We start from the raw sequence: 24,796 nt of genomic DNA, 5'->3' as shown, positions 1-24,796 counted from the left end.
AGTTATCCTCAGTCTGTTTTTGATATTTTAGAATAATTGTAAAAAATATTTAAAATATATTCAGATGTTTGAGTAAATGGTAGGCTAATTTTATTAGATTTGTCAATTAGTTTTTGTGAATAAACTGCAGAGACGGTCTTAACGCAGAGGAAGGTAAGGGTAGATTAAACAGCAATTATTAACAACGATTATAAAATATTTTAACATCTTGTTAACAAACTCAGCCTTAGCCTGGGCAGAGGGATACTGAGTATCGATCGAATTTTAAGGACTCGCCCGAACTCCTAAAATAGCGATCGAGCAAACATATATACTTAAATGTTAGGGCGGACAGAGTGGCATCGCCCCTACCGATTCACAATTTATCAAGAATTATGCCAGCAAGTTTTCTGCCAAAATCGATCGCACAACTCACAGAATCTACCTCAATTGCCTTAGCCCAAAGGATTCAGCGAGAGGCAATTACAACTCCCCTATCTTCTGAGCCAATTGCCACAACCTACGTGCGCCAAGGCAGGGGCAACACACCGATTTTGCTAATTCACGGCTTCGACAGTTCCTTGTTTGAATTCCGGCGCCTGTTGCCGCTGCTAGCTGCTGAAAATGAAACTTGGGCGGTTGATTTGTTAGGTTTTGGCTTTACAGAAAGAGCGGCTGGTTTGGCATTCAGCGCGAGGGCAATTGAAAGTCATCTTTACTATTTTTGGAAAACGCTAATTTCGCAGCCTGTAATCTTAGTCGGTGCTTCCATGGGAGGTGCAGCAGCCATTGATTTCACTCTCAATTATCCCGAAGCTGTGAAACAATTAGTGTTAATAGATAGTGCAGGTTTTGCCATCACTTCTAATAAGGGAAAGTTTTTAATTCCTCCTTTAGGGTATCTGGCAACTTCATTTTTACGCAATCCCAAAATTCGCCAGCGAATTAGCGTCAATGCTTATTTCGATAAAAAATTGGCTTCTCAAGACGCTCAAACTTGTGCTGCTTTGCACTTGGAAATGCCCAACTGGAATCAAGCTTTAATTGCGTTTACCAAAAGCGGCGGTTACGGAGGTTTTGGGGAAAAATTATCGCAAATTCAGCAGCAGACTCTGATTTTGTGGGGAAAACAAGACCAGATTTTGGGGACGGCGGATGCGGAAAAGTTTGCAAGGGCGATCGCAAATTCTCAACTAATCTGGATACCCGACTGCGGGCACGTTCCCCACTTAGAAAAGCCACAAATTACCGCGCAGCATATTTTAGAATTCATCACCAAAAGCGGAATCACACAAAAAAAATAAACTTAGGGTGCGCTGCAGCGCACCTTACATATATGTTTTCCCTTGCATATTTGGTAGAGTTTGAGGTCAAATAGACAGCTTTCAAACTTTCGGCAAATACTTTTGTACGATCGTCCATCCTGTGAGCAACACTGTCACAAATCCCCCACACAAGGCCAAATTAGTGCCGATATGGAGGGGACGCGCCCAAGGATGTTTAGGACCAATTTGCAGCCCGCTTCCCACAGAAACCAACACCAAAGCCACAACAGCTAACCCCGCCGGTAAATGAGCCGAGTGACCCAAATTGCCGTAGTATCCTAGCGTACCGACTACACCAATTCCCAGCAGTAAAATTACCAAAGTCGCCATCCCCGCACCAGTGGCTAAATGAAAGGGACGCAGCCATTTTGGGCGGGGTTGTTTGGTACTCCTAGCGGCAAACATCCACGTTCCAGTAACGGCCAGCAACAGGTAAGCCAACAGGGCAACACCCATTGACCAAGCCGCTATTTTCCACAACCACAAGAAAGAAGGCAGATTCATCGGTTGCATCCCTAATTAGGATTTTCCACAAAAGGTTTCTTTCCGATTTTACCTGGACTTGAAAGCAAAAATGAATTATTTTGAGAGAAACTGCGATCGGACTATCCACAAATGGCATCCGTCTTGCCTGGAAGTCAAACGCACTTTCTCTGATACTCAGCTTAATTTACGCTAGAGATTTGTCGCTGCCATTTTTAGGAGCCACCTTCCCATTTTAGATTGGTGGTTTTGCTGTCCATGAAAGGCATTTTATAAAACCCTAATTTTTGTTCTAAGATTAATCGGAAAAAAGGCAAACCTTCAATCAAATATCTTTTCCACAACCTTCTCGGTTCACTTAACAGTCGGTACGCCCATTCTATGCCGACTTCGCTCATCCATTTGGGAGCTCTGGCTTTGCAACCAGCTTCAAAATCAATGGTTGCACCTACGGCTAAGAAAATTTTGACGTGTGTTAATTTGCTCCTGTATTTAACCAGCCACTTCTCTTGCTTGGGTGCTCCCACTCCTATAGCCAGAACTGTCGCTCCTGATTTATTGATCGCGTCAATTATTGTTTCACATTCTTCCTCATTTTTTTCAAAGCCAAAAGAAGGAGAAAGTGCTTCAACCACTATTTCTCTACCAATTTTTTGGTTAATTTTTTCCTGGGCTTGCCTAGCAATACCTTCAGCAGCTCCTAGCAAAAATATTTTAATCTTCTCGTTATCTTTGTGATACATATAAAATGCAGGGAACAAATCAGAACCAGAAATTTTTTCTTTGAGAGGAGTACCCAAAAACTTGGAGGCATACATCAATATTTGACTGTCGCAGACTCTATAAGTAGATGTATTGTAAGCTTCATAGAAGTCGCGGTCATACTGCAACTTAATCAAGTGATCTACATTGGGTGTAAATACGACACCACCTTCGCAGTCGAGTTTTTCAAACAACTCTGTGATTGACAAGTTATCTATCGAGACATTCAATAAATTAACGGTTTTCATTTATGATTCCCTTCCCACTTTATATTAAACTACAACTCAAACTACTATTATAACCCACCATTCAGTTTCGTGTTTTAACTACCTAGGTGCTTCGGTGAACATACTTTTCTCAGTATATCCTCCTAAACCCTGCGTGTCTAGTGAGGATTTTTAAAGATTATGTAAAGAATCATCTCGTTTTAGAAAAAGTGTATAAAGCCCACTTTTAAGTTTATAACTCGCAACACAGTTTCAAGAAAAAAGCCATCCAGTGCTAATACTTGTTGAAGCATTGCCAATGATATCAAATTCGGTTGGATCGCAATTATTCATCTTTCTGTTCTCTTCCTCTGTATTCTCTGCGTCAAGATCGGTTTAATCATTCCAATGCAACCGGATTTGATATGAATGTAAAAAAGAGTTTATGAGGTTAAAATTTTAACCGAGTGACAAATATCTGGCAGCTTCAGAACTGCATTTCATCCAAAAGTGGTAGATTTTTTAGTGTTTGTCTCCAGGGAAGGCAAGATAGTGTCAAGCTTGAAGTGAAGGAGCGATCGCCTTCATGAAAATCATCCTGATTTTTGGTGAACCAGCGCCTGTCTTCTTGGTGGCGAACCGGTTTTCTTGGCCTTAAGACTTTCTGGAGCTTTTAAGACCAGACCCGCTATTCCTCCAGCAATCATCGCAAAAATCGGGTTAGTCATAGCGTTCAAAACGCAGTCAAACACGTACATAGTTAAGGCTACTCCCAGGGCAGCAGCGGGTGCTACCTTGGGATTAGACCAGGTTCTGGCGGGATATTTAAACACGCAAAAGACAATAACAGGAAGTAATAATGAAGAAAATAAACTAACTAAACCGAGTGCACCGTTGACGCCAAATGCAATAATCCATAAGCTGTCGGTGACCGAGATATCATTACCGTACTCGTCGTACACGCGGTTTCCGCCGGAATCTCCCCAGCCAAACATAAATCTTTGCCGCGCCTTTTCCCCCAATATCTCTTCATTATCAAATCTAAACTTCAAAGAGGCGGCTCGTTCTTCGCCAAATACTGGAGTGATGAAATTAATCACGTCTTTGCTCGAAAATTGACCCGATGCAGCTACGTACAGATAAAACACTATATATCCAATTATCAAGAGCAAGGGCAAAGAGGTGCGAAACCACTTGGCAGAGAATAATACGAGCAACGCCATTGCAAATAAACTGTAGGCGCCAGTAGAACGGCACAGGAAAAAAGCGATAGTTAATATAATTGCTAAAGTCTTGATGTTACGGCCCATAAACTTTTTGAGCGTCCCAGTTTGCCACAGCCAAAGAGCAATTAAGGCGGCTGTCATCATCCACAGGCCCACCATCAAACCGTGCTGCATAAATACTACCGGTCTCCACCCCCCCATACGCCTTGCTTGACCCCAGTCCTCAAAGGCATTGACCCCGTAAATCATTTGGTGCAGAATTGGGCCCCTAACCCCTTCAATTAAAGTAAAAGGAATGTAGGCCAACCCACCGGCAAAAATCCCGATCGCCAATTGTCGCAGCCCATCTAAATTACCCACATACAAGCGTCCTAAAAAATAAGGCAGACCCCAAGTAACGATTTGCTTGATAGTCGGAGAAAGCGGGCTGCCGCCATTACTAACTTGTGAAATAATTGGACACAAACACAAAATTACCATTGGCACGTCCAGCCAACCGGGCTTAAAAGATGTGAGGCGCGCAGGATCGTAGATAAGAGTCCCCAGCAAAATGCCGTAGCAAGCTGCGGAAATTTTTGTATACGGTGGCAGTAGGGGGATAGGATAAGAAGCTTGCGGCAAAAACAGCCAGGCTGCAACAAAACTTATAATTACCGCCCGCTGAGCCGGAAACCTCACAAACAGGTAAAAAACGACTGGAATAAAGCCGAACATAGCAAGTGGGATTAATGCAGCCATAGGTCTTTTTTGGCAGTAAAATTATAGAAAGACAACTCAATTGCCCAAGAAAAATTCTCGCTTAAACGATCGCCCAACCCCAATCTTTTAAATCAACCTCAATTTTACGTCTTGTTCGTTAATTGTGCCTGACGTTCCAAAGCGGTGTATAGTGCCGCCTCGAAGAGATTAGTTGCATCCTCCCCAGTATCATTCATCACCTTTTCCCAAGCATTCTCGGAAATTGCGCGCCATTCAGCATCAGGCAAGTGACAAATCTGCTCGATCGCTTTTGCCATATCCTCTGGGTCTTCTGGCTTGACAAGTATGCCACCCCCGCCAGCAAGTAGTTCCGCAGCCGCACCAGCAGGAGTGGCGATGACTGGAGTGCCACAAGCCATAGCTTCTAAAATTGGCAAGCCGAAGCCTTCGGATCTGCTGGAAAACGGCCAAGCATCGCATTTGCTGTAAAATTCTTTTAGTTGGTCTTGAGTAGGTGCTTTATTATACTCCGTGCCATCAGGCCGCAAATTGGGAGGAGGAGTATGGCCGGAACCAAAGGCAACTAAAGGAAGATTGGGAAATTTTTTAGCAGCTATAGAGAAAGCTTTCAGGGCACTATCGCAGCCTTTCCAGGGAGTTGTAGTATAGTACATCCCGACTGTGGGAACTAATTGCTTGCCTCGCGGCTGCTTTGCTCGGGACTGGGGGTCGTAAAACTGTTTGGTGTCCACCGTAGGAGGGACAAGAGATACAGACAAATCGCCGTATTCATTCCGAGCGATGTCGGCCAGCCACTGGGCCACAGCGATTTTGTGCCTCGGCAGCCGCCAAGTTGCCTCTACTCGACCTTTTGGTACGTAGTCAAAAGCCTCATAATCTTGGAGAAAATATACTTTCGTTCCTTGGCTGGGAGAGAGTTTTGCCACCCACTCGGCATTTTCCCACCAAGTAGCCATGACAATATGGGCATTAGGTACATCAAGGTCAGTAATTGGACGGTTGGTTTCGATAACTCGACTTTTGAGATCCACTTTATCAAAGTGAGACTTTTGTGTCTTGGGAGCGGACTCGCAACCCCAACCCCTCAGCAGCGATCGCAATTGTTGGAGAAAAGTCGGTTGCAGCGGGGGCATAGAGACGATAAATATTTTGTGTCCTCGCTTTTGGAGAAGTTCTGTGTAGATAGATAACACCCTCATACCCCCTGTAAGACTCAGGGTAGGCAGGACAAAAGTAATTTTCATATAGATACGGAAGATTGATACTGGTTAAAACTCCTCCTTTCCATAACTGCAAGTTGGCACTTACCAGCCTCTGTTTGGGTTGGGTGCGCGGTGGGGATCTCTGCTGGAGGCGATCGTAACTCGATAGTCGAGCCGATCTTACTTTGTCGTCAGGGACTTTCCCCAATTACAAATCGGCAGATGTTTGACGACTACACAAGTTTAACCTGTAACGGAGGCAGCCTTAAAACCTCCGTTGCTCTCTGGTTCAGAGTTTGGCAGATCAATTTATAACCAGTATTCCCTCGTCGCTGCGGTTAGAATTCGTCTCTAGACTGCTGGGTAGAAAATAGGACAGGGGCGATTTTATTTGTGGCAGAACCACCCCACCAAACTATATTGAGTTTCTCCCCAGAATCCGGCGCCGAAAACGCCCGTAGCGCCGAATTTCAAATGGCGGCGCGGCACTTAGCATCCAACCGCCAATTTTTCGTAGGGAGAAAAGGAATCTACGTTAACGTCGCGGTCTTTAGATTTGTCTACAGCAACTTTCAATGCCGCTTCAAAATGATCCGTGGCATCTTCCCAAGTATAATTGTTCACCTTGGCATAGGCGGCTTCCGACATGGCTTGCCACTTGGAATTTGGCATCTGACAGATACGCTCTATGGCTTTTGCCATTTCTTCGGGATCTTCTGGTCTTACAAGTATGCCAGTACCGCCGCTCAAAATTTCTGGAGCAGCGCCTGCTGGGGTACTGATGACGGGAGTGCGGCACGCCATCGCTTCGATAATGGGCAAGCCGAAGCCTTCTGAGCGGCTCGCCAGCAGCCAAGCATCGCATTTGCTGTAATAGTCTTTGATTTTGTCTTGGTCGGGTTGAATTACATACTCGGCATTGGCGGGTAAGGGCAATTCCGAGGATGGGGCCCCTGTACCGAAGGCAACCAGACGCAGGTTGGGGATCTTTTCTGCAGCTAGGGAAAAAGCTTTGAGGGCGATGTCGGTTCCTTTCCAGTAGATTGTAGAGTACATTAGGCCAACTGTAGGAACCGATTGTTTGTTGCGAGGACAGGCGTAAAATTGCTTGGTGTCCACGGTAGGAGGAGCTAAGGAAACTTCGCGATCGCCATATTTACTCCGAGCTAGATCAACTAACCACTTAGAGATCGTAATTTTGTGCATCGGCAGCATCCAAGTTGCTTCTACTCTACCTTGAGGTAGATAGTCAAAAATTTCGTGGTGCTGGATAAAATAAGCTTTTGCTCCTTTTCTAGGAGAGAGTTTGGCTACCCACTCGGCGGTTTCCCACCAGGTGGCAACTACTACGTCAGCGTCAGGTACATCTTTGTTTTCTACCGGGCGGTAGCGATCGGTAATTTTGTGTTCTACACCTAAGTTATCGAAAAATGAGGGTTCGTTTTCAGGTGTGGAAATCCAACCGCGCCCTCGCAGCAGCGACTTGACTTGCTGGCGCATACTCGGTTGCGGGTGGGGTAAAGAGATGACGAACACGGAGTGTCCTCGCTTTCTCAAACGTTCTGCGAAAATAGATACTACTCGTATTCCACCAGCCAGAGACACAGTAGGAAGCACAAAGGTGATTTTCATTTTTAAGTCCCGCTGACGACTTTAACTCGCTTTCGGCGCTGCTACCAGCGCTGATATTAGAGCCCAAAAGGAAAGAGGGGCGGGTGAATATTAATTACCGCTTTCCTGGTGTGTACATAGAATGCAACCGATCAACTGTTTGCAACACCCCAATATGTATCTGCCAAAAGTTCACTGTCATTGCATTGATAATAAGGATTGATGTGGTCGCAAAACAGTTCCCAGAGGGATAATTTTCAGGTCATGGAAAGTTCCTCCTAAAGATAGATACCTCATCAAGTATGAGCTTTGTTCGCGACAAACACCAAGCTCGACAACACCCTCTGTTCAAGATAACATCATTTGCTATCCAACAGACAGGGATGTACGGGAAACCGAATATTAGCCAACTTTTAAGGTGGGAGATAAAGGTAGCATTAGCAACAATATTCAGTAGATTGAAATCGCCTTTGGCAAAATTTTATACAGATTCCAAAGGGGAATTCTTACCTTGAGAATGTTAATTGCCCCATGGAACTAACAGATATAAATACCAATCAGTAGCTGTGATTTTTTGATAACTGTGCTGTCGGTATTGCTTGATACAAGCTCCTATTTTTTCAAAATTCAGAGATGGTGGTTTTCTCAGATACCTGCAGGGGCGCGATCGCGCGAATGACCGTTGTGGACGTGCGAATGAGGGGAGAAACCCTGTTTTTCAAGAGATATCCCTCGCCCTCAGTTGTCGTATGTTCCTGAAAAAAGATGGTTGAGGCGTCCACTGTTTGAAAAAATAGGTTTCCCAATCGTGCTACAGAACATAGAGTTTCACAGATATAAATTTAATTAGGTGCCTGAGTTTTAAATGTGTTAATAAAAGGCGATCGCATGAAAAAGTTCCCAAAAGAGACTGCCACTGCGGAGCCGAGTATATGTAGCATCCCTGCCCAAGTCGTGTATAAGTAATTACCGTAAAAAAAATCAGTAGCAAATTATCACATGACCCTATCAAGATCAAAAGAACACTCAAGGTTAATCGGCCTATATTGTGTACACCTTAACTCCTAAGCAGTAGCAGCGGCTTCGTGGTATGTATCAAACGATTTCGCGTACAAAAAATTTCATGTTATGAAATCATCATTTTTCCTGACTTTGCAATTCTGGATGACCATCGGTTTGCTCTTGGGGGCCCGGCCGCCGATGCTTGCAGCGATATGTTGGCCAGTTTTCATGCAGCTAAAATTATGCGATCGCCAGCAAAACCAAACCTAGAATTAAAATCAGATGCCTTAACGAAAAGCATCTGCCGGTGGGAAGATATGAACGTCCGATTATTGCACAGCATCAGTCAAGAGCCCAGTAAAATCAGCATGAATGCCAGCAAACACTTGTCGCTGCTAGTTGGCATTAACCGCAGCTACAGCCACATATACCTTGCAAAAGCTTACAATTTATCAGGGTGCATTATCGCCTGCGGCAGTAGCACGCCGCCCGGATGATGGGGGGACAGATTAATCTGGAGAGGGAGTTGGGAAAAAGGTCAATTTTTACTGTATAATTGCCAGGAATAGTAGCTGAAAAAGTAGCTAGTTAAAGAGGATTTGCCAACCAATACTTGCCAGGGCAAAATCAGCGATCGCGTGGCTGATATAACTAGGCCAAAGTGAACGATAAGTTAGATAAGACTTAGACCAAATTATCCCGGCAGTGAAGACAGCTAAGGAACCTAAAATCACAGCCTGCCAGTCGCTGTAAGCTGCTATTACAAAAATGTGGTGGATCGTGAAAAATAGCGAACTCAGAAATATTGCTTTTGTTCCCGGTATGAGAATCTGGCACTTGTTGCAGACAAACCACCGCCAAGTAAATTCTTCAATCAGTGAGTTAACTACCACAAAATATGCTTCTACAATCAAGTAAATAGTAGGGCTGCTAATACCTAATTGGTGCGATTTTTCTTTGGCAACTACAGGATCGATCCAGTGCTGACCAAAAAGGCTATAGATACCCAGAATTACCGCAAACATGAATATTCCCCAAATAGCTCCAGCCAGCAATTCTTGGCGCTTGGGCAGGGATAAAAGCAGCTTTTCGCGATCGACAAAAACAGACCACGCGATCGGAAAAACCAGCAACCAAAGTTGGCAAAAGACTGAGAGTGTTTGTCCCCAAGGTCCCGGGGCAATATACAAGGCTGCTAGGATACCAATACTAGCCGCAGGGACAAGCAGTGTTAGAGCCAATAGTGCTGATTTGCGATCGCCCATATCTAACATTTTTTACGCTTATTTTTTAAATTGGATTGATATCAAAGGTAAAAGCGGGGCCACTGCGGACAGGCGATACCACTTTCAAAAAACAATGTAACTGTAGACCAGTAATCCCAACCTTTATGCAGTAATTCATTCCCCATTTTAAAATCTAAAATGGTATGAGTTTTGTGTCGCTTATAAAAGTGGTGCTTATTTGTGGCGTCGAAAAATATGCAGTTGCACAAAATTGAAGACTCCGCCCTAAAGGAGTTTTTGTGGCAACAAAGTTTTTATTCCAACAGAATTTGATAATCTGTTGGCATTGGGGACTCCAAATACCATAATATGATTAAATCCCTAGTAGTTGTGTATTTTGGCTGAATGACGATCGCAATTGATTTTGGAACTAGCAACACCGTCGTCGCTCGCTGGAATCAAGTCCTCCAGCAGCCCGAAACTTTAAAATTACCGGGATTGTCGGCAATCTCGGCTCAAAATCCACCCCTAATTCCCAGTTTACTCTACGTTGAGGACGCTGCTCAAAGTAAAGTCTTACTCGGTCAGCAAGTCCGCGACAGAGGCATGGATTTGAGTGGAGATTCTCGGTTTTTCCGCAATTTTAAGCGGGGAATTGGCACTTCTGTTCAGGGTTTTGTGCCGGAACTTGACGGGCAACTTATTACTTTTGAACGAGTAGGTGAGTGGTATTTGAGCCAAATTGTGAATTCAATTCGCCAACTGCCGTTGCCGATCGACTCTTTGATTTTTACTGTGCCGGTAGATAGTTTTGAAGCTTACCGCCATTGGTTGGGCAAAGTGTCTGAGTCTCTGGAAGTAGAACAGGTGCGGATGTTGGACGAACCTACGGCGGCTGCTTTGGGTTACGGTTTAGCCGATCGCGAAAATCTGTTAGTCATTGATTTCGGTGGCGGAACTCTCGATCTTTCTTTGGTGCGTTTGGACGCTTCCTCCGACAAAAAGCCCCTCGGTTTTATTCTTAAGTGGGGCGAAAAGCTATTAGCTGAATCTTCAGCGCAAAAAACAAAAGTTGCCCGGGTTTTGGCTAAAGCCGGACAAAATTTAGGCGGTTCTGATATTGATAATTGGCTGGTTGACTATTTTGTTCAAACAAAAGGGCTAGCAAAATCTCCGATTACAACGAGATTGGCAGAACGGTTAAAGATTCAGTTATCTTTAGTAAATCAGGCGGTTGAGGTTTATTTTGATGACGAAAATTTTGAGAGTTACGAATTAGAATTAGATCGATCTCGTTTTGAATCTATCCTCGCTGAACATCAGTTTTTTGAGAAACTGGACGAGTGCATGAATCAAGTATTGCAGCAAGCGCGGCGCCAAGGCTTAGAAATTGGGGATATCGACGCAGTTTTGCTAGTTGGCGGTACGGTACAAATTCCCGCTGTCGGGCGTTGGGTGCAGCAATATTTCGAGCCCGCAAAAATTCGCTGCGACAAACCCTTTGAGGCGATCGCCCAAGGTGCTCTGCAACTGAGTCAAGGCATAGAAATAAAAGATTTTCTCTATCACAGTTACGGAATTCGCTACTGGAACCGCCGCGACAATTGCCACAGTTGGCACAGTTTAATCAAATCCGGCCAGTCTTATCCGATGAGCGAACCGGTAGAATTAGTCTTGGGGGCTTCTTTAGAAAATCAGCCAAGTATAGAATTAATTATCGGCGAATTGGGAGCGGAAACTGGCGGCACGGAGATATATTTTGACGGCGACAGGCTAATTACTCGCCAACTTGCGGGCCAAACATCGGTACAGCCCCTAAATGATAAAGAAGGAGCACGCAGCATCGCTCAATTGACGCCGCCTGGGTATCCGGGGAGCGATCGCATAAAAGTTTTGTTCCGCGTTGACGAACAGCGCTTTTTGCGAATTACCGTCGAAGATTTGTTGACCAATGAAACTTTGTTAGAGGATAAACCAGTGGTGCAGCTAAGTTAAGGAGAGACTTTACAGGTAAGGTGCGCTTCGGCGCAACCTACGGATTGCCTTCATAACAAATTGTTAATAGCAGATGAACTACAAACTAGAATGTCCACTCTCTCCAGAACTAGAAAAGTATCGCGACAGAATCGAAGCTACCATTAAACCTTACATCGAAATCTAAACCCAGAATAATGATGACGTTAATTGGTGGCAGAGTAAATTTGGGGGATTACCTTATTTACCTAAAGGCTTTGAATATCCCAAAACTTGTGACGGTAAATATTTATTTTTGCTAGCGCAACTCAACTTTGATGAAATACCGCCTTTAGATGGTTTTCCCGATTGCGGAATTTTGCAGTTTTATATAGCCGACGATGACCTATATGGTTTAGATTTAGGCACTTCCGCCGATTTAGATAATCCCGCAGCCGAAGACAGATTCAAAATAATCTATTTTCCTCATCCAGACTTCCAAGTTGAAAACATCATTACCAATTATGATTTTTTGCCGGAACCAGAAAATTTTCCTCTTCATGGCTGTTGCAGTTTGCAATTTACTAAAAAATATGCGCCGATTAGTACCAATGACTACCACTTTACCGAACTTTTAGGCTCGGAAATCCCTGAGTTGTTTATGAACCATGAAATTGAGGATGAGTACCGAGAAATATCGCATTCCTTTGGTCATAAAATAGGTGGTTATCCGGATTTGACACAAGACGACGTAAGAAAATATAGTAGTAACTCCGATCAAAAACAAAAGCCAGAGATTCTTCTCTTACAAATGGATACCGATTCCAATGAGACAGTAGATATCATGTGGGGAGACAGTGGTATAGGTAACTTTTTTATTGATGAATCAGCACTCAGAAAATTAGGTTTTAGTAAGGTTTTATACAATTGGGATTGTGGTTAAAAGCAGCAGTTAAGTAAGCACACCTAAAAAAACATAATACCCAGAACCCCGACTTCTTTAAGAAGTCGGGGTTCTAACAGATTGAATAGTGTTTGACTATGCCCAATGCCCAATGCCCAATTCCCAATGCCTTAAACCTGAGATTTGTGCACCACCACGGGCGTTCCCACTGAGGCCCATTCAAATAGCCATTTAGCGTGATTGACAGCTACATTTGTGCAGCCGTGAGTAACGGGATTGCCAAACAAATTGTGCCAGTAAGCGCCGTGAATTGCCATGCCTCCGTCGTAATACATTGTATAGGGAACGTCGGGCACGTCGTAGTCCGGCCCAGTCATTCTAGTAACGCGGTGTTTGGTTTCAACGGCAAAGGTTCCGGTGCGGGTGGGAGTCGATGATTTGCCGCTGGAAATAATCACCGCGTAAACGGGTGTATTTCCTTCCCAAGCTATTAACCTTTGTCTTGACAAATCTATTTCAATCCAGCGTTCGCTCGATTGCTGCAACAGCATAATTTTATTGGCAATTATGTTGTGTTCTTCGCTGGCCAATGCGGTCATTGAACCGCCGCAGAATGCAGCAAAAGTGAGGGCGCAGCCGGCACAGAAAGTTCCAGCGCGGCGGAAGTAAGTTGAGTTGATAATGCTGTTCATTTCTCACACCTCGTACTATTTTAGATTGTAGGTTTTAGATTTTAGATTGGCTTGTCCTATTTTAGATTTTAGATTTGAAATGTTGGATTGGGAAACTGGACTTAACAAGTTGTTAAGTTTTGGGCGAGAGTTCGGGCAATTTGGACGAGCGCCCGCCAATCGCGATTGTCCACCAAGTGTTTAGGAAATAAGTCTCCGGCTAAACCAACCGCGATCGCCCCGGCGTCTATAAATACTTTCGCATTTTCCAGCGTCACCCCGCCAGTGGGAATTAAAGGAATGTTTCCCAGGGGGCCTTGCAGGCTTTTCAGGTAAGCCGCGCCTCCCAAAGCCGATATCGGAAACACTTTAACGCAGGTAGCGCCTGCTTGCCACGCGGTCACAATTTCCGTAGGAGAAAAAGCACCGGGGACGATCGGCACTCCGGCATCAACTGCTGTTTTAATCATACTTAAATCGGTATGCGGAGTAAACATAAACTGAGCACCGCAGTCGATTGCTTGTTGCAACTGTTCTAAGTTTAATAAAGTGCCAGTACCAATACTAAAAGTAGGGAATTCCGAGCGGAGTTCGGCAATTAATTCAGCGGCTTTGTGGGTGTTCCAAGTAATTTCAATAAACTGGATTCCTCCGGCTGCTACCGATGATGCCATCTGCCAAGCAAGTTCCTTTTCTGAGGAACGGATGACTGCGATCGCCCGATGTTTTTTTAGTAGTGTCAACCAAGATTGATGATTCATGCTAACGGATTTTGCCCCCAGATAATTCAATAGAGTTCATATCGGAAGACCGAGCGGTTGAAACCGCGTATATACAAGCAAAACCCACCTCCGTGGGTTTCCGAGGGGGGGTTAAAATTGCGTTATTTTCTTTACACAACAGGCGAGTGGACTGCGTTTGACTCGCTAGCGAGAGTAAGTAAAGCCTCAGCATCGCTCGCTTGTGCCATCCATATTACCGCCATTTGCATAACCTCGCTCTACCCGTTGTAATGAGCAACAACTTTAGTCACTTTTCCGGTTGAACTGACTTCCATAAACTCACCTGCCTTCGTGCCTTTTTGGTTGATGTAGTAAAGTACAACACTGGAAACTCCCAACATCACATCAAGCAACTCAAACTTGAGGTCAGGATAAACTTCCAGCCCCTTTTTGAAGTAGTTTCGTAGCGCTTCTTTGCCTGTCACTGTCCCAGATGGTTCGTTTAGCAGTTGCGCTGCTACAGGCGATATCAGAATTACATCTTCTGCGTAATGGGACATGATTCGATCGAGGTTATGAGTATTCCAAGCTTCAACCCAATCAAGTGCAAGTTCACGCGCTCTATCTTCAGTGACGATCATGGTTTGCTACTCCAATGCTTTTTTTGGCTGCTTCCTGTGTGCCCACAAAAAAATAGGGGCGATTCCAGACAATCCCAGAATCACCCCAATTATCGATTTCAAATTTTAGATTAAATCTAAAATTCCAAATCTAAATTGTAAAATCGATTAGGCGATCGTCGCCATTTTCACATCGCTATTAGCTAACAAATTTTGCAATTCATCCGCATCCACAGTTTCCTTTTCAACTAGCATATCTGCCAAAGCATTAAGGACGTGGCGGTTGCCGACGAGTACATCTTTAGCGCGGCGGTAAGCTTGCTCTACCAACAAACGCACTTCATCGTCGATCGTCGCTGCGGTTTCTTCAGAGAAATCGCGTTCAGCCATGATATCGCGACCCATGAACATATTGCCTTGTTGGCGACCGAGAGCTACAGGGCCTAGCCGATCGCTCATTCCGAAGCGAGTCACCATTTGGCGCGCTACTCTTGCCACTTGCTGCAAGTCGTTGGAGGCACCGGTTGTTACTTCTTCTTCGCCGAAGACAATTTCTTCAGCAATGCGGCCGCCCAAAGCTACCGCCATTTGATTTTGCAAGTAAGAGCGAGAATACAAGCCAGAATCCATCCGATCTTCGCTTGGTGTGAACCAAGTCAAACCGCCAGCGCGGCCGCGGGGGATAATGCTAATTTTCTGCACGGGGTCATAGTCGGGCATCAGCGCGCCGACTAAAGCGTGACCGGCTTCGTGGTAAGCTACCAAAGTTTTGCGCTTTTCGCTCATCACGCGGTCTTTCTTTTCCGGGCCTGCGAGCACGCGGTCGATCGCGTCGTTGACTTCATCCATCGAGACTTCGGTCAAGTTGCGGCGGGCGGCTAAAATTGCTGCTTCGTTGAGTAGGTTGGACAAATCCGCACCGGTGAAACCGGGTGTCCGGCGGGCGATTTTTTCCAAGTCCACGTCTTTCGACAAAGTTTTGCCGCGGGCGTGAACGTTGAGAATTTCTAGGCGGCCTCCGAAGTCGGGGCGATCGACCACAACTTGGCGATCGAAGCGACCCGGACGCAGCAGCGCCGCATCGAGCACATCGGGGCGGTTCGTGGCAGCAATCAGAATAATGCCAGTATTACCCTCAAAGCCGTCCATTTCGGTCAGCAACTGGTTGAGGGTTTGTTCCCGTTCGTCGTTACCACCGCCCAAACCAGCGCCCCGCTGGCGGCCTACGGCGTCAATTTCATCGATAAATACGATACAAGGAGCGTTAGATTTAGCTTGTTCAAACAAGTCGCGGACGCGGGAAGCACCGACACCCACGAACATTTCCACAAATTCTGAACCGGAAATTGAGAAGAAGGGAACGCCTGCTTCTCCAGCCACTGCTTTTGCCAGCAGGGTTTTGCCAGTTCCGGGAGGGCCGACCAGCAGCACGCCTTTGGGGATTTTTGCTCCGACTGCGGTGAAGCGGTCTGCATTTTTCAGGAAGTCCACGACTTCTGCGAGCTCTAGCTTGGCTTGTTCGATGCCGGCCACGTCGCCGAAAGTCACCTGAGTTTGTGGCTCCATTTGGACTCTAGCTTTGGATTTGCCGAAGTTCATGGCTTGGTTGCCGGGCCCGTTTTGGGCGCGCCGCACCAGGAAAAACAGTCCGACCAAAAGCAGAATCGGGAAGAACAGGCTGCTGAGGGCTTTTACCCAGAAGCCTTCGTCGCTTTGGGGCAGAACTGAAATATCTACGTTATTTTTGGTCAGGATGTTGATCAGTTCGGGGTCGTTCGGCAGGTTAACGAGTACCTTGTTGCCGTCCTGGGCTGTGACCAGGGCTTTGCTGCGATCGGAACTGATATTTATTTTGTCTACTCTCTTGCCTTCGACTTCCTGAATGAATTGACTGTACTTCCAAACTTCGCGGCTTGGGGGCTGTTTGTCAAAAAAAGCCGTTGCTAAGGCAATGACTACAATAGCCAGCAGTGCGTACAGGCCAGCGTTTCTCCACCGTTTATTCACCGAGGTCGATCCTCCTAATTTTTAGTCCCTGTGATTTGGGAATTTTTATTTATGTTCATCAATCTTAACGTAATTGTAACTTGTTTTTGTGTGGTGAGGATTCCCGGCCGTGCTGTGGCGGTCTGAGGTGGTGGAATTGACCTTGTGGGCTGTAACCATTACACTCTAAAATGGAATTTGTCAATGTCTAGATGAGTAAGGGCGATCGGGTTAATCCCTTTTTCGGTTAAACTCATATCTTGCACCATTATCAAGAACAGGCCGGAGATCCCGTTCCACAAGAGATAAATTTTTTTGTGGAACAGGCCGGAGAGCCTGTTCATAAAAAGCTGATTGAGCATGATGCAACATCTCAGTTAAATAGTCCTGGACGCAGAAACCGATTTTTTTAACGGAAATACTGCATTTGAGTCTTTAGCAGTTGTAAAAAGTCCGGTTTCTTTGGTATTTATGCGTAAGTTATATTAGACTGTTAAAGTGAAGCAGGACTGACCTATCAACCAAGTTTCTTTGCCAAAAATAGTTATTTAATAATTTCAACAACAGAGGTATCTATGCCAAGTCTTTCAGTTTGTATGATAGTACAAAATGCCGAAAAAACTCTTACGATCGCGTTGACATCCTTGGCAAATGCTTATGATGAACTCATTGTCGTTGATGGTGGTAGTACGGATAAGACTTGTGAAATAGCCGCTCAATATGGAGCAAGAATTATTCACTCTCCGTGGCAAGGGAATCACTCTCAACAGCGAAATATTTACCTACAAGAAGTTAAAACAGACTGGGTATTTGTAATTGATTCCGATGAATTTATAGATCAAAAAACTTTAGACTTCCTACAGCAGTTAAAATTAAATGGGAGTACCGCAAAAACAGATAACTTTTGGATTACTCGTAAATGGATTAGCCCCTTTAGCAAAAATCATTATGTATCAAGCCCTCCCCATTATCCTGACTGGCAGCGCCGGATATTTAGATATAACCAGTCTCTAACTTATAGCGGTCAGATTCACGAAACCATTCACGGGTTCACGAAACCGGGCGAAACATTGTTAGACTTGTGCGTGTATCATTTAGACTTATTAATTAAAAGTGAATCGCAGAGGCAAGAAAAGGTTCGCATCTATAGCTCAGTAAATGAGAAAGATGGAATGCCCCATTTTTATTTGCCAGATATTAGGCAGCTAACTATAGACCGATGGAATCATCAATCTCTCCTTTCTCAAGTTAAGAATTTACTATATCATATGCCCCTGAAATGCAAAGTTTGCGAATCCGATTCCCATCATTTTGCCCAAGGTAAAGTTATGGGAAAATATGATGTTGATTATTTTCAATGTTCAAACTGCGGATTTGTTCAAACTGAGGAACCCTACTGGTTAGACGAAGCTTATTCTCAGCCAATAGCTAGCAGTGATGTAGGCTTAGCGTTCAGAAATTTGTCATTTTCACAAATAACCAAAAATTTATTATTTAACTTCTTTAATCATCAAGCAAGATTTCTCGACTACGGCGGTGGCTATGGTCTATTTGTCAGGCTGATGAGAGATGCGGGATTTGACTTTTACTGGCTAGACAAGTTTTGTAAAAATATATTTGCTCAAGGATTTGAGATTGATGCAGCCGCAAATAACCAATTTGAATTAGTCACGGCATTTGAAGTATTTGAGCATCTGGTTCACCCCATAGATGAGCTGGAAGAATTGTTAAAGATTTCCCGAAATATTTTACTGAGTACAGAATTGCTGCCACAAAGCAATCCTAAACCTAATGAATGGTGGTACTATGTGCTTCACGAAGGTCAGCACGTTTCTCTTTACACAGCTAAATCTCTTTCAATCCTTGCTGCCAAGTTTAATCTCAACTTCTACTCAAATGGTTCGTCTCTTCATTTACTAACAGAAAAACACTTGCCGGAAGATTTATTTGAGCAATTGGCAAAAGGAGAATTAGCGGCGGTTAATAAGGAGTCGTTTTTACCGAAAGACTTCTTAAAAGCTAGTAGAAAAATTACTAATCTTCAACAAGAAGCAAAGATACCGCCTTCTGAAATAGAAGAGGATGGTGACTCGCGAAGCGGGTTAACAATACTGGTTGATGGTGTATTTTTTCAACATAATAATACAGGCATTGCTCGCGTTTGGAAATCCCTCTGGCAAGAATGGGCCAATACGAACTTTGCTCAAAATGTTATCATTTTAGATCGAAACGGAACTGCCCCAAAAATTCCCGGTATCCGTTATCGAACTATTCCCCTGTACGATTATGGTAATACCGATCGCGATCGCGCGATGCTCCAACAAATCTGCGATGAAGAAAAAGCCGATTTATTTATTTCTACTTATTATACAACGCCTTTGTCAACGCCATCGGTATTCATGGCCTATGACATGATTCCAGAGTTGATGGGACAAAATATTGGTCATCCCGAGTGGAGAGAAAAGCATTTCGGTATCCGCCATGCCTCGGCCTACATCACCATTTCGGAAAATACAGCCCGCGATTTAATTAAGGTTTTTCCGCAGATTTCTTCAAATTCTATCGCTGTAGCGCACTGTGGCATGGATGCCAATTTTTCGCCAGCCGATAGAGAAGAAATTTCAGGCTTTAAGTCAAAATACAGCATTACCAAGCCCTATTTTCTTTTGGTAGGCGAAAGGGTGGGCTGGCATGGTTACAAGAACGGGATATTATTTTTCAAAGCCTTTTCTCAACTTGCCAACAAGTTTGACTTTGATATAGTCTGTGCAGGTGGCAAACCTGTATTAGAGCCCGAGCTGAAATTGTACTGTTCTGGGAATATTGTCCACACGCTGCAACTAAGCGACAGCGAACTGAGAGCTGCTTATTCGGGTGCTTCAGTGTTAGTTTATCCGTCGAAATATGAAGGCTTTGGGTTGCCAGTCCTTGAGGCAATGGCTTGCGGTTGTCCAGTCATCACCTGTCCAAACGGTTCGATTCCAGAAGTAGCAGGACAAGCAGCGGTTTATGTGGACGGGGATGATGTTATTGGGCTCGTCAATGCTTTAGGGGAAATACAGAAGCCCGCTGTCGGCAACTCATTAATTGCGGCGGGGTTAGAGCAAGCTAAGAAGTTTTCCTGGTCGAAAATGGCTGCAATTGTTAGCTCAGTTTTGGTTCAAGTAGCTGAGCGCGCACATTCGGAGAATGCTTCCGTTCAACACCCAACTGATGCAGGCTTGCAGGGGGAATTCGCGAATGCTGAGAACTCCCAGCCTGTCCCCTCCGCTTTTAAAGTATCTGCGATCGTTTCTACCTACAATTCCGAAAAATTTATCCGCGGCTGCTTGCAGGACTTGGTAGAGCAAACCCTGTACAAACAAGGCCAACTCGAAATCATAGTAATTGACAGCAGTTCCCAAGAAAATGAACAGTCTGTTGTGCGGGAATTTCAAGCGAAATATCCGAATATTGTGTACGATCGCACTTCTGACCGCGAGACATTATATGCAGCCTGGAATCGAGGCATTAAGATGTCGCGCGGAGCTTACATTACTAATGCTAACACCGATGACAGACATCGCCCTGACGCCCTAGAAATCATGGCGAAATACTTGGAAGAAAACGCCGAAGTAAGTCTGGTTTATGCTGACCAATTAATCACCAATACAGCTAACGATACTTTTGCAAAAACCCAAGCCGAAAAGTGCTGGAATTGGCCAGCCTTTGACTACAGCGAACTCGAACGGCGCTGCATTATTGGCCCTCAGCCGATGTGGAGAAAATCGCTGCACGAAAAACACGGCTATTTCCGAAGCGAATTTACGGCGGCTGGCGATTACGAATTTTGGCTCCGGATTGGCAAAAGCGAAAATATTGTGTACTTGCCAGAAATTCTCGGCTTGTACTACGAAAATCAACAAGGTTTGCAAAATTCATCGCCAATATCGTACCAAGAAACTCGGCAAATATGGGATGAATATGGGATCACTCGCCGAGGTGTAAAACCAGCCACTACATTACCTGTTTCACTCTCTCCATCACAGCTAAATGCCATGCCCTACCGCACCTCCGCAGAAACACTCGTCAGCGTAATCATTCCCTGCTACAATCACGCAACTTTACTCAGAGAAGCTGTTGAAAGTGTTGTCCGTCAAACTTATCCAAACTGGGAGTGCATAATTGTCAATGATGGCAGCACCGATGATACCAGCAACTTCGCCAATTATTTAATTAAACTGTATCCTCAAAAATCGCTTCGCCTCATAGATAAACCCAACACGGGACCCGCTGATTCGAGAAATGTTGGCGTTCAGCAGTCGTCAGGAAAGTTTATTTTATTCCTAGATGCTGATGATAAACTTCATCCCAAATTTCTAGAGGAGTGCGTCGAAATTTTATTAGCAAAACCGAATGTTGGTTTTGTCTATACAGATGTGCAGCACTTCGGAGCAAACTGCGATTTAGTTGTTCACGGTGACTTTGATGCCAATCGGTTTTTGAGAGACAATCAAGCCCCTGCTACTTCCCTATTTAGAAGGGAGATTTACGAGCAAGTAGGCGGATTGAAAAAAGTGATGAAGCTGGGATGCGAAGATTGGGAGTTTTGGGTGTCTGCCTATGAAAAAGGCTGGTTAGGCGATCGACTACCTAAGCCTTACCTCTATTACAGGCAGCACGGCGACGGATCTAGCAGAACCCAAAAAATGGCTGGCGACCGCCCAAAATTAGACTTAATGAGAGCCACAATTATTCACCTCCACTCTCAACTTTACCAACCAGAAGAAGTGCGTTGGTCACAGCAGATTTTGCAGCAACACGGCAATTTAATAGCTAATGAATTAGTTGAATTTAACAAACCCGAACAATTTTTAACTTTGCTGTCCCAATATGTGGGAGAGTATCAAAAAGACCAAGCTAATGAAGTAAACCTCGCTAACATCCGCCAATCCCGGCAGCAACTTGCCAATTATTGGCTGAATCTGCCGGCAGAACAAGTGGCAAATGCCTATGGCGGTGATGCAGGTAAGGCGCAGCAGCTACTGCTAAACAGCAATATCAAAGATGAAGCGCTGACAGATGCCGAAAAGACTGTTATCGATCGACTAGCAGCACATCTATCCCAGGGAGTTAAAAATCCCAAAGATATTAACTACCTACTAACAGCCGCCCTCTATCGTCGTGCAGATCAGTTAATGCTGAACTATGAAAAGGCAGTTATACCTAATTGGTTTGTCAACGACTACCTCAAATTTATGTTTGCTGCGCCTACTCTTTTTCAAGAAATAGGAGAAGCTGACAATTATTGCCGGTATGTGCAGGGATGGGTCAGTTATTTGCATAGCAATATCTTCAAGAACCAAAAGTCACAAGTGTGGCAGGAAATCGCCTCGTTATTCACGAAAAGCGCTAACTTTATTCCTCTGTACTTTAATAGTGAAAATCTCAAGGAGGTATACACAAAGCGGGCCGATATTATTGAATATGCCATGAAAAATCGTGGCGCTGCGATTGATTGCATTTTTCCGACTAGACCTGCTAACAGGCCGAAAATTCGCCTTGGTGTCCTGACTAAACATTTCGGGGCGATGACGGAAACTTTCGCTACCTTGCCAGCTTTTGAATATCTGAATCGAGAGCAATTTGAAATTATTTTATACGCTCTCAATCTCGACGGTAATAAACTAGAGCAGTATTGTCAGAGTCGCGCTGACAGGCTGGTTAAACTATCTAATGACTTGCCAAGTCAAGTTCAGACAATCCGCGCTGATGACTTAGATATTCTGCTGATTGCTACCAATATTACTGCGGTTACTCATCCGATTAGTTTACTGGCGTTGCATCGATTGGCGCGGGTACAAACTACCTGTTTTAATTCTCCCGTTACCACAGGAATGCGACACATTGACTATTACATTGCTGGTAAGTTGATGGAACCTTCACCTGAAGGACAGGAGCATTATCGCGAGCAATTAGCAACTATTGACGGGCCTGGTTGCTGTTTTAGCTATACCCTCGAACCTTACACTCCTAACATTAATTTCACTAGAAATAGTATCGGCATTTCCGAGGAATCGGTGGTCTTTATTTCGAGTGCGAATTTGTATAAGCTAGTGCCGGAGTTAAGGGAAACATGGGCAAAGATTATGGCGGCTGTTCCTAATTCTGTGCTGTTTTTAATGCCCTTCGGCCCTAGCTGGACTAATCATTATCCTGGGGGGGCTTTTGTGAATAATATGAAAGCCGTTTTTGCTAAGTATGGCATTGAGAGTAATCGTTTGCGGGTGTTGAAGAGTTTTCCTAACCGTGCGGATGTTAAAGAAGTTTTGAAGTTGGGGGATGTTTATTTGGATTCCTATCCCTATGCGGGGACTACTTCCCTTGTAGATCCGTTAGAGGTGGGACTTCCAACTGTTGTCAGGGATGGTGATACTTTGCGATCGAGAATGGGGGCTGCGGTGGTACGATCGCTCTCTATGCCCGATTTAATTGCCAATAGCGAAGCATCTTACATTCAACTAGCAGTTACTCTCGGCACTAATCCTGAACTTCGGCAGCGCTATCGCCAGGAAATTCAGCAAAAAATGCAAGCTAATCCAGCTTGTTTTGACAGTGTGGCATACTCTGGGGCGATCGGCAAATTATTCCAAGAACTCTTTGGCAACTGGCAAAGCAGCCACCTGGAAGCATCGCGCAACTTACAGGATAGCATTCCCAAGCAGCCAGATTTGGACGAGATTCTCTCGAATGCCGTCAACCTTTACCAACGAAACTCCTCAAACATCTCAGCAATATCCGAACTGCGTCAAATCCGCAAACAAATCGCTGATTTTTGGCTCAACCTTCCCGCCGAAAACCTCGAAACCGCCTACCGAAGCGCTTCAGGTAACAGCTATCAAATCCTGCTCAAGAGCGGTTTCCAACGTCAACCGATGATCGAAAGCGAACAAATATTTTTGCAGCAATTAACCCAGATTAGCAAAGGATTAGTGCATCCCAAAGCTGTCAACGCCTTGCTTGCTGCGATGCTGTATTTCCCGCCGGGAACCATGCGAATTCCCGACGCTCGTAACCGTTTGCCGCACTGGTTAATTGGGGATTACGAACAAGTTTTTGAGACTGAATCCGCCGTCAAGTCTGATTCAACTACTGATTTGCTAGCTCAATACATTCAATCCCGGCAATTCGCGAATCAACTGTTAGGATGCGTCAATCTTTACCGCATCGATCCATCTGACGAATCGATAGTTTTGGAACTCCGCCAAATCAGAAAACAAATGGCTGATTTTTGGCTGACTGTTCCTTCAGAAAAACTCGAAAGTTTTTACCGAGGAGACGTTCGCAAGGGATATCAAGCAATACTTAGCTGCGGCTTGCAAGCAGAATCGATGACTGAAGCCGAACAGCAGTTTTTGCAGAAATTGACTGAAATTAGCAAAGGGTTGGTGCAGCCTCAAGCTATCAATGCTCTGCTGGGGGCAATGCTGTATTTTGTTCCGGGAAAAATGCGGGTTCCCGATGCTCGCACCCGCTTGCCCCAGTGGTTGCTTGAAGATTACGAAAAGGTGTTTGAGAGCGCATTTACGACAACAGAACAACCACTTGTCAAACAAGATTATCTGCCGCAGTTTATAAATCAATTAACTGCTGCTGTCAATCTTTATGAAATCGACCCGACGGCTGAATTGGTAATAGCAGATTTGCGGCATATTCGCAAGCAAATTGCCGATTTGTGGCTGAGCGTTTCCGGCGAACAAGTAGAAGTTTTGTACCGGAGCGATTTTGGCAAGGGTTACAAAGCAATGTGGGGCAGCGGGTTTATTAATGAGCCGCTGCATGAGAGCGATCGCGAGTTTTTTAACTCGTTGGTTGCTGAGTTAAGTAAAGGGTTTGGAACGCCGAAAGCTGTAAATAATTTGTTGGCGGCGATGCTGTATTGTCGCCCTGGACAGTTGCAGGTTCAGGATGCGAATACTTGTTTGCCTGCGTGGTTGTTGGAGGATTACGAGCAGTTTGTTGGGGGTGCGGTTAAGGTGGCTGTTGGGTGATGAAAGGCGGAGTTTTTGAGATTTGGGATTAGTTGCTAATTTCAAATCTCAAGATTAAACAAACCGCGAAGACGCCTTCGGCGATGGCGTTCCCGTTCCCTGCAGGGGTTCGGTGAAGGGTAGGGCAGGACACCAAGCAAGAGAGTAGAACGGAAGAGAAAGAGTTGA

The 24,796-nt window shown here is 44.8% G+C and carries 14 protein-coding genes and 1 pseudogene; 5 read left to right on the top strand and 10 right to left on the bottom strand.

Annotated features, from left to right (window positions below; translation table 11 throughout):
* Nucleotides 1-374 precede the first annotated feature (374 nt).
* Nucleotides 375-1,283, top strand: a complete 909-nt coding sequence (locus tag QUA57_RS04140; RefSeq protein WP_333059679.1) for an alpha/beta hydrolase — start codon at nucleotides 375-377, stop codon at nucleotides 1,281-1,283.
* Between the two features lie 81 nt (nucleotides 1,284-1,364).
* Here QUA57_RS04140 and QUA57_RS04135 read toward each other — a convergent pair whose 3' ends face one another.
* The 5 genes from QUA57_RS04135 to QUA57_RS04115 form a co-directional block, all read right to left on the bottom strand.
* Complete coding sequence (locus QUA57_RS04135; protein ID WP_333040562.1) at nucleotides 1,365-1,808, bottom strand: DUF4079 domain-containing protein; 444 nt, start codon at nucleotides 1,806-1,808, stop codon at nucleotides 1,365-1,367.
* Between the two features lie 194 nt (nucleotides 1,809-2,002).
* Complete coding sequence (locus tag QUA57_RS04130) at nucleotides 2,003-2,797, bottom strand: WecB/TagA/CpsF family glycosyltransferase (RefSeq protein WP_333040560.1); 795 nt, start codon at nucleotides 2,795-2,797, stop codon at nucleotides 2,003-2,005.
* A 551-nt stretch (nucleotides 2,798-3,348) separates the two neighbouring features.
* Nucleotides 3,349-4,719 carry an O-antigen ligase domain-containing protein gene (locus tag QUA57_RS04125; RefSeq protein WP_333059678.1) on the bottom strand — a complete coding sequence of 457 codons (1,371 nt, stop codon included), beginning with the start codon at nucleotides 4,717-4,719 and terminating at the stop codon, nucleotides 3,349-3,351.
* 104 nt (nucleotides 4,720-4,823) lie between these two features.
* Nucleotides 4,824-5,900 (bottom strand): glycosyltransferase family 4 protein, encoded by a 1,077-nt coding sequence (locus QUA57_RS04120; RefSeq protein WP_333059677.1) that lies wholly within the window; start codon nucleotides 5,898-5,900, stop codon nucleotides 4,824-4,826.
* Nucleotides 5,901-6,392: 492 nt separating this feature from the next.
* Nucleotides 6,393-7,535 (bottom strand): glycosyltransferase family 4 protein, encoded by a 1,143-nt coding sequence (locus tag QUA57_RS04115; protein ID WP_333059675.1) that lies wholly within the window; start codon nucleotides 7,533-7,535, stop codon nucleotides 6,393-6,395.
* A gap of 1,064 nt (nucleotides 7,536-8,599) precedes the next feature.
* Here QUA57_RS04115 and QUA57_RS04110 point away from each other — a divergent pair.
* Entirely contained in the window at nucleotides 8,600-9,013 is a 414-nt protein-coding gene (locus QUA57_RS04110) for a hypothetical protein (protein ID WP_333059673.1), read from the top strand.
* An 87-nt stretch (nucleotides 9,014-9,100) separates the two neighbouring features.
* Here QUA57_RS04110 and QUA57_RS04105 read toward each other — a convergent pair whose 3' ends face one another.
* Nucleotides 9,101-9,790 (bottom strand): CPBP family intramembrane glutamic endopeptidase, encoded by a 690-nt coding sequence (locus tag QUA57_RS04105; RefSeq protein ID WP_333059672.1) that lies wholly within the window; start codon nucleotides 9,788-9,790, stop codon nucleotides 9,101-9,103.
* 357 nt (nucleotides 9,791-10,147) lie between these two features.
* On the opposite strand from QUA57_RS04105, the gene QUA57_RS04100 reads away from it, so the two are divergent.
* A complete protein-coding gene (locus QUA57_RS04100) occupies nucleotides 10,148-11,737 on the top strand; it encodes an Hsp70 family protein (protein ID WP_333059670.1) in 1,590 nt (529 codons plus the stop codon).
* Between the two features lie 211 nt (nucleotides 11,738-11,948).
* A pseudogene (locus QUA57_RS04095) lies at nucleotides 11,949-12,638 on the top strand (YwqG family protein); the annotation flags it as partial.
* Nucleotides 12,639-12,769: 131 nt separating this feature from the next.
* Here QUA57_RS04095 and QUA57_RS04090 read toward each other — a convergent pair.
* The 4 genes from QUA57_RS04090 to ftsH3 form a co-directional block, all read right to left on the bottom strand.
* Nucleotides 12,770-13,291 carry a L,D-transpeptidase gene (locus QUA57_RS04090; protein WP_333059669.1) on the bottom strand — a complete coding sequence of 174 codons (522 nt, stop codon included), beginning with the start codon at nucleotides 13,289-13,291 and terminating at the stop codon, nucleotides 12,770-12,772.
* Nucleotides 13,292-13,392: 101 nt separating this feature from the next.
* A complete protein-coding gene (locus QUA57_RS04085; RefSeq protein WP_333059667.1) occupies nucleotides 13,393-14,031 on the bottom strand; it encodes a bifunctional 4-hydroxy-2-oxoglutarate aldolase/2-dehydro-3-deoxy-phosphogluconate aldolase in 639 nt (212 codons plus the stop codon).
* 239 nt (nucleotides 14,032-14,270) lie between these two features.
* Nucleotides 14,271-14,633, bottom strand: a complete 363-nt coding sequence (locus tag QUA57_RS04080; protein ID WP_333059665.1) for a nuclear transport factor 2 family protein — start codon at nucleotides 14,631-14,633, stop codon at nucleotides 14,271-14,273.
* 147 nt (nucleotides 14,634-14,780) lie between these two features.
* Nucleotides 14,781-16,619 (bottom strand): ATP-dependent zinc metalloprotease FtsH3, encoded by a 1,839-nt coding sequence (gene ftsH3 / locus QUA57_RS04075; RefSeq protein ID WP_006633639.1) that lies wholly within the window; start codon nucleotides 16,617-16,619, stop codon nucleotides 14,781-14,783.
* 554 nt (nucleotides 16,620-17,173) lie between these two features.
* Between ftsH3 and QUA57_RS04070 the strand changes: the two genes are divergently transcribed.
* Nucleotides 17,174-24,628, top strand: coding sequence for a glycosyltransferase (locus tag QUA57_RS04070; protein ID WP_333059663.1), 7,455 nt, complete (start codon nucleotides 17,174-17,176; stop codon nucleotides 24,626-24,628).
* The last annotated feature ends 168 nt before the right edge of the window (nucleotides 24,629-24,796 follow it).

The sequence above is a fragment of the Microcoleus sp. Pol7_B2 genome, assembly GCF_036701035.1.
Lineage (GTDB): Bacteria > Cyanobacteriota > Cyanobacteriia > Cyanobacteriales > Microcoleaceae > Microcoleus.
Note: the sequence above shows the minus strand (reverse complement) of the source record. Positions and strands in the feature narration are given on the sequence as shown.

What these genes read in the sequence shown, in the direction of transcription:
- QUA57_RS04140 (WP_333059679.1), top strand. Translation starts at nt 375, where the DNA reads ATGCCAGCAAGTTTTCTGCCAAAATCGATCGCACAACTCACAGAATCT.
- QUA57_RS04085 (WP_333059667.1), bottom strand. Translation starts at nt 14,031, where the DNA reads ATGAATCATCAATCTTGGTTGACACTACTAAAAAAACATCGGGCGATC.
- QUA57_RS04080 (WP_333059665.1), bottom strand. Translation starts at nt 14,633, where the DNA reads ATGATCGTCACTGAAGATAGAGCGCGTGAACTTGCACTTGATTGGGTT.
- QUA57_RS04100 (WP_333059670.1), top strand. Translation starts at nt 10,148, where the DNA reads ATGACGATCGCAATTGATTTTGGAACTAGCAACACCGTCGTCGCTCGC.
- QUA57_RS04105 (WP_333059672.1), bottom strand. Translation starts at nt 9,790, where the DNA reads ATGTTAGATATGGGCGATCGCAAATCAGCACTATTGGCTCTAACACTG.
- QUA57_RS04115 (WP_333059675.1), bottom strand. Translation starts at nt 7,535, where the DNA reads ATGAAAATCACCTTTGTGCTTCCTACTGTGTCTCTGGCTGGTGGAATA.
- QUA57_RS04070 (WP_333059663.1), top strand. Translation starts at nt 17,174, where the DNA reads ATGCCAAGTCTTTCAGTTTGTATGATAGTACAAAATGCCGAAAAAACT.
- QUA57_RS04130 (WP_333040560.1), bottom strand. Translation starts at nt 2,797, where the DNA reads ATGAAAACCGTTAATTTATTGAATGTCTCGATAGATAACTTGTCAATC.
- QUA57_RS04120 (WP_333059677.1), bottom strand. Translation starts at nt 5,900, where the DNA reads ATGAGGGTGTTATCTATCTACACAGAACTTCTCCAAAAGCGAGGACAC.
- QUA57_RS04125 (WP_333059678.1), bottom strand. Translation starts at nt 4,719, where the DNA reads ATGGCTGCATTAATCCCACTTGCTATGTTCGGCTTTATTCCAGTCGTT.
- QUA57_RS04090 (WP_333059669.1), bottom strand. Translation starts at nt 13,291, where the DNA reads ATGAACAGCATTATCAACTCAACTTACTTCCGCCGCGCTGGAACTTTC.
- QUA57_RS04135 (WP_333040562.1), bottom strand. Translation starts at nt 1,808, where the DNA reads ATGAATCTGCCTTCTTTCTTGTGGTTGTGGAAAATAGCGGCTTGGTCA.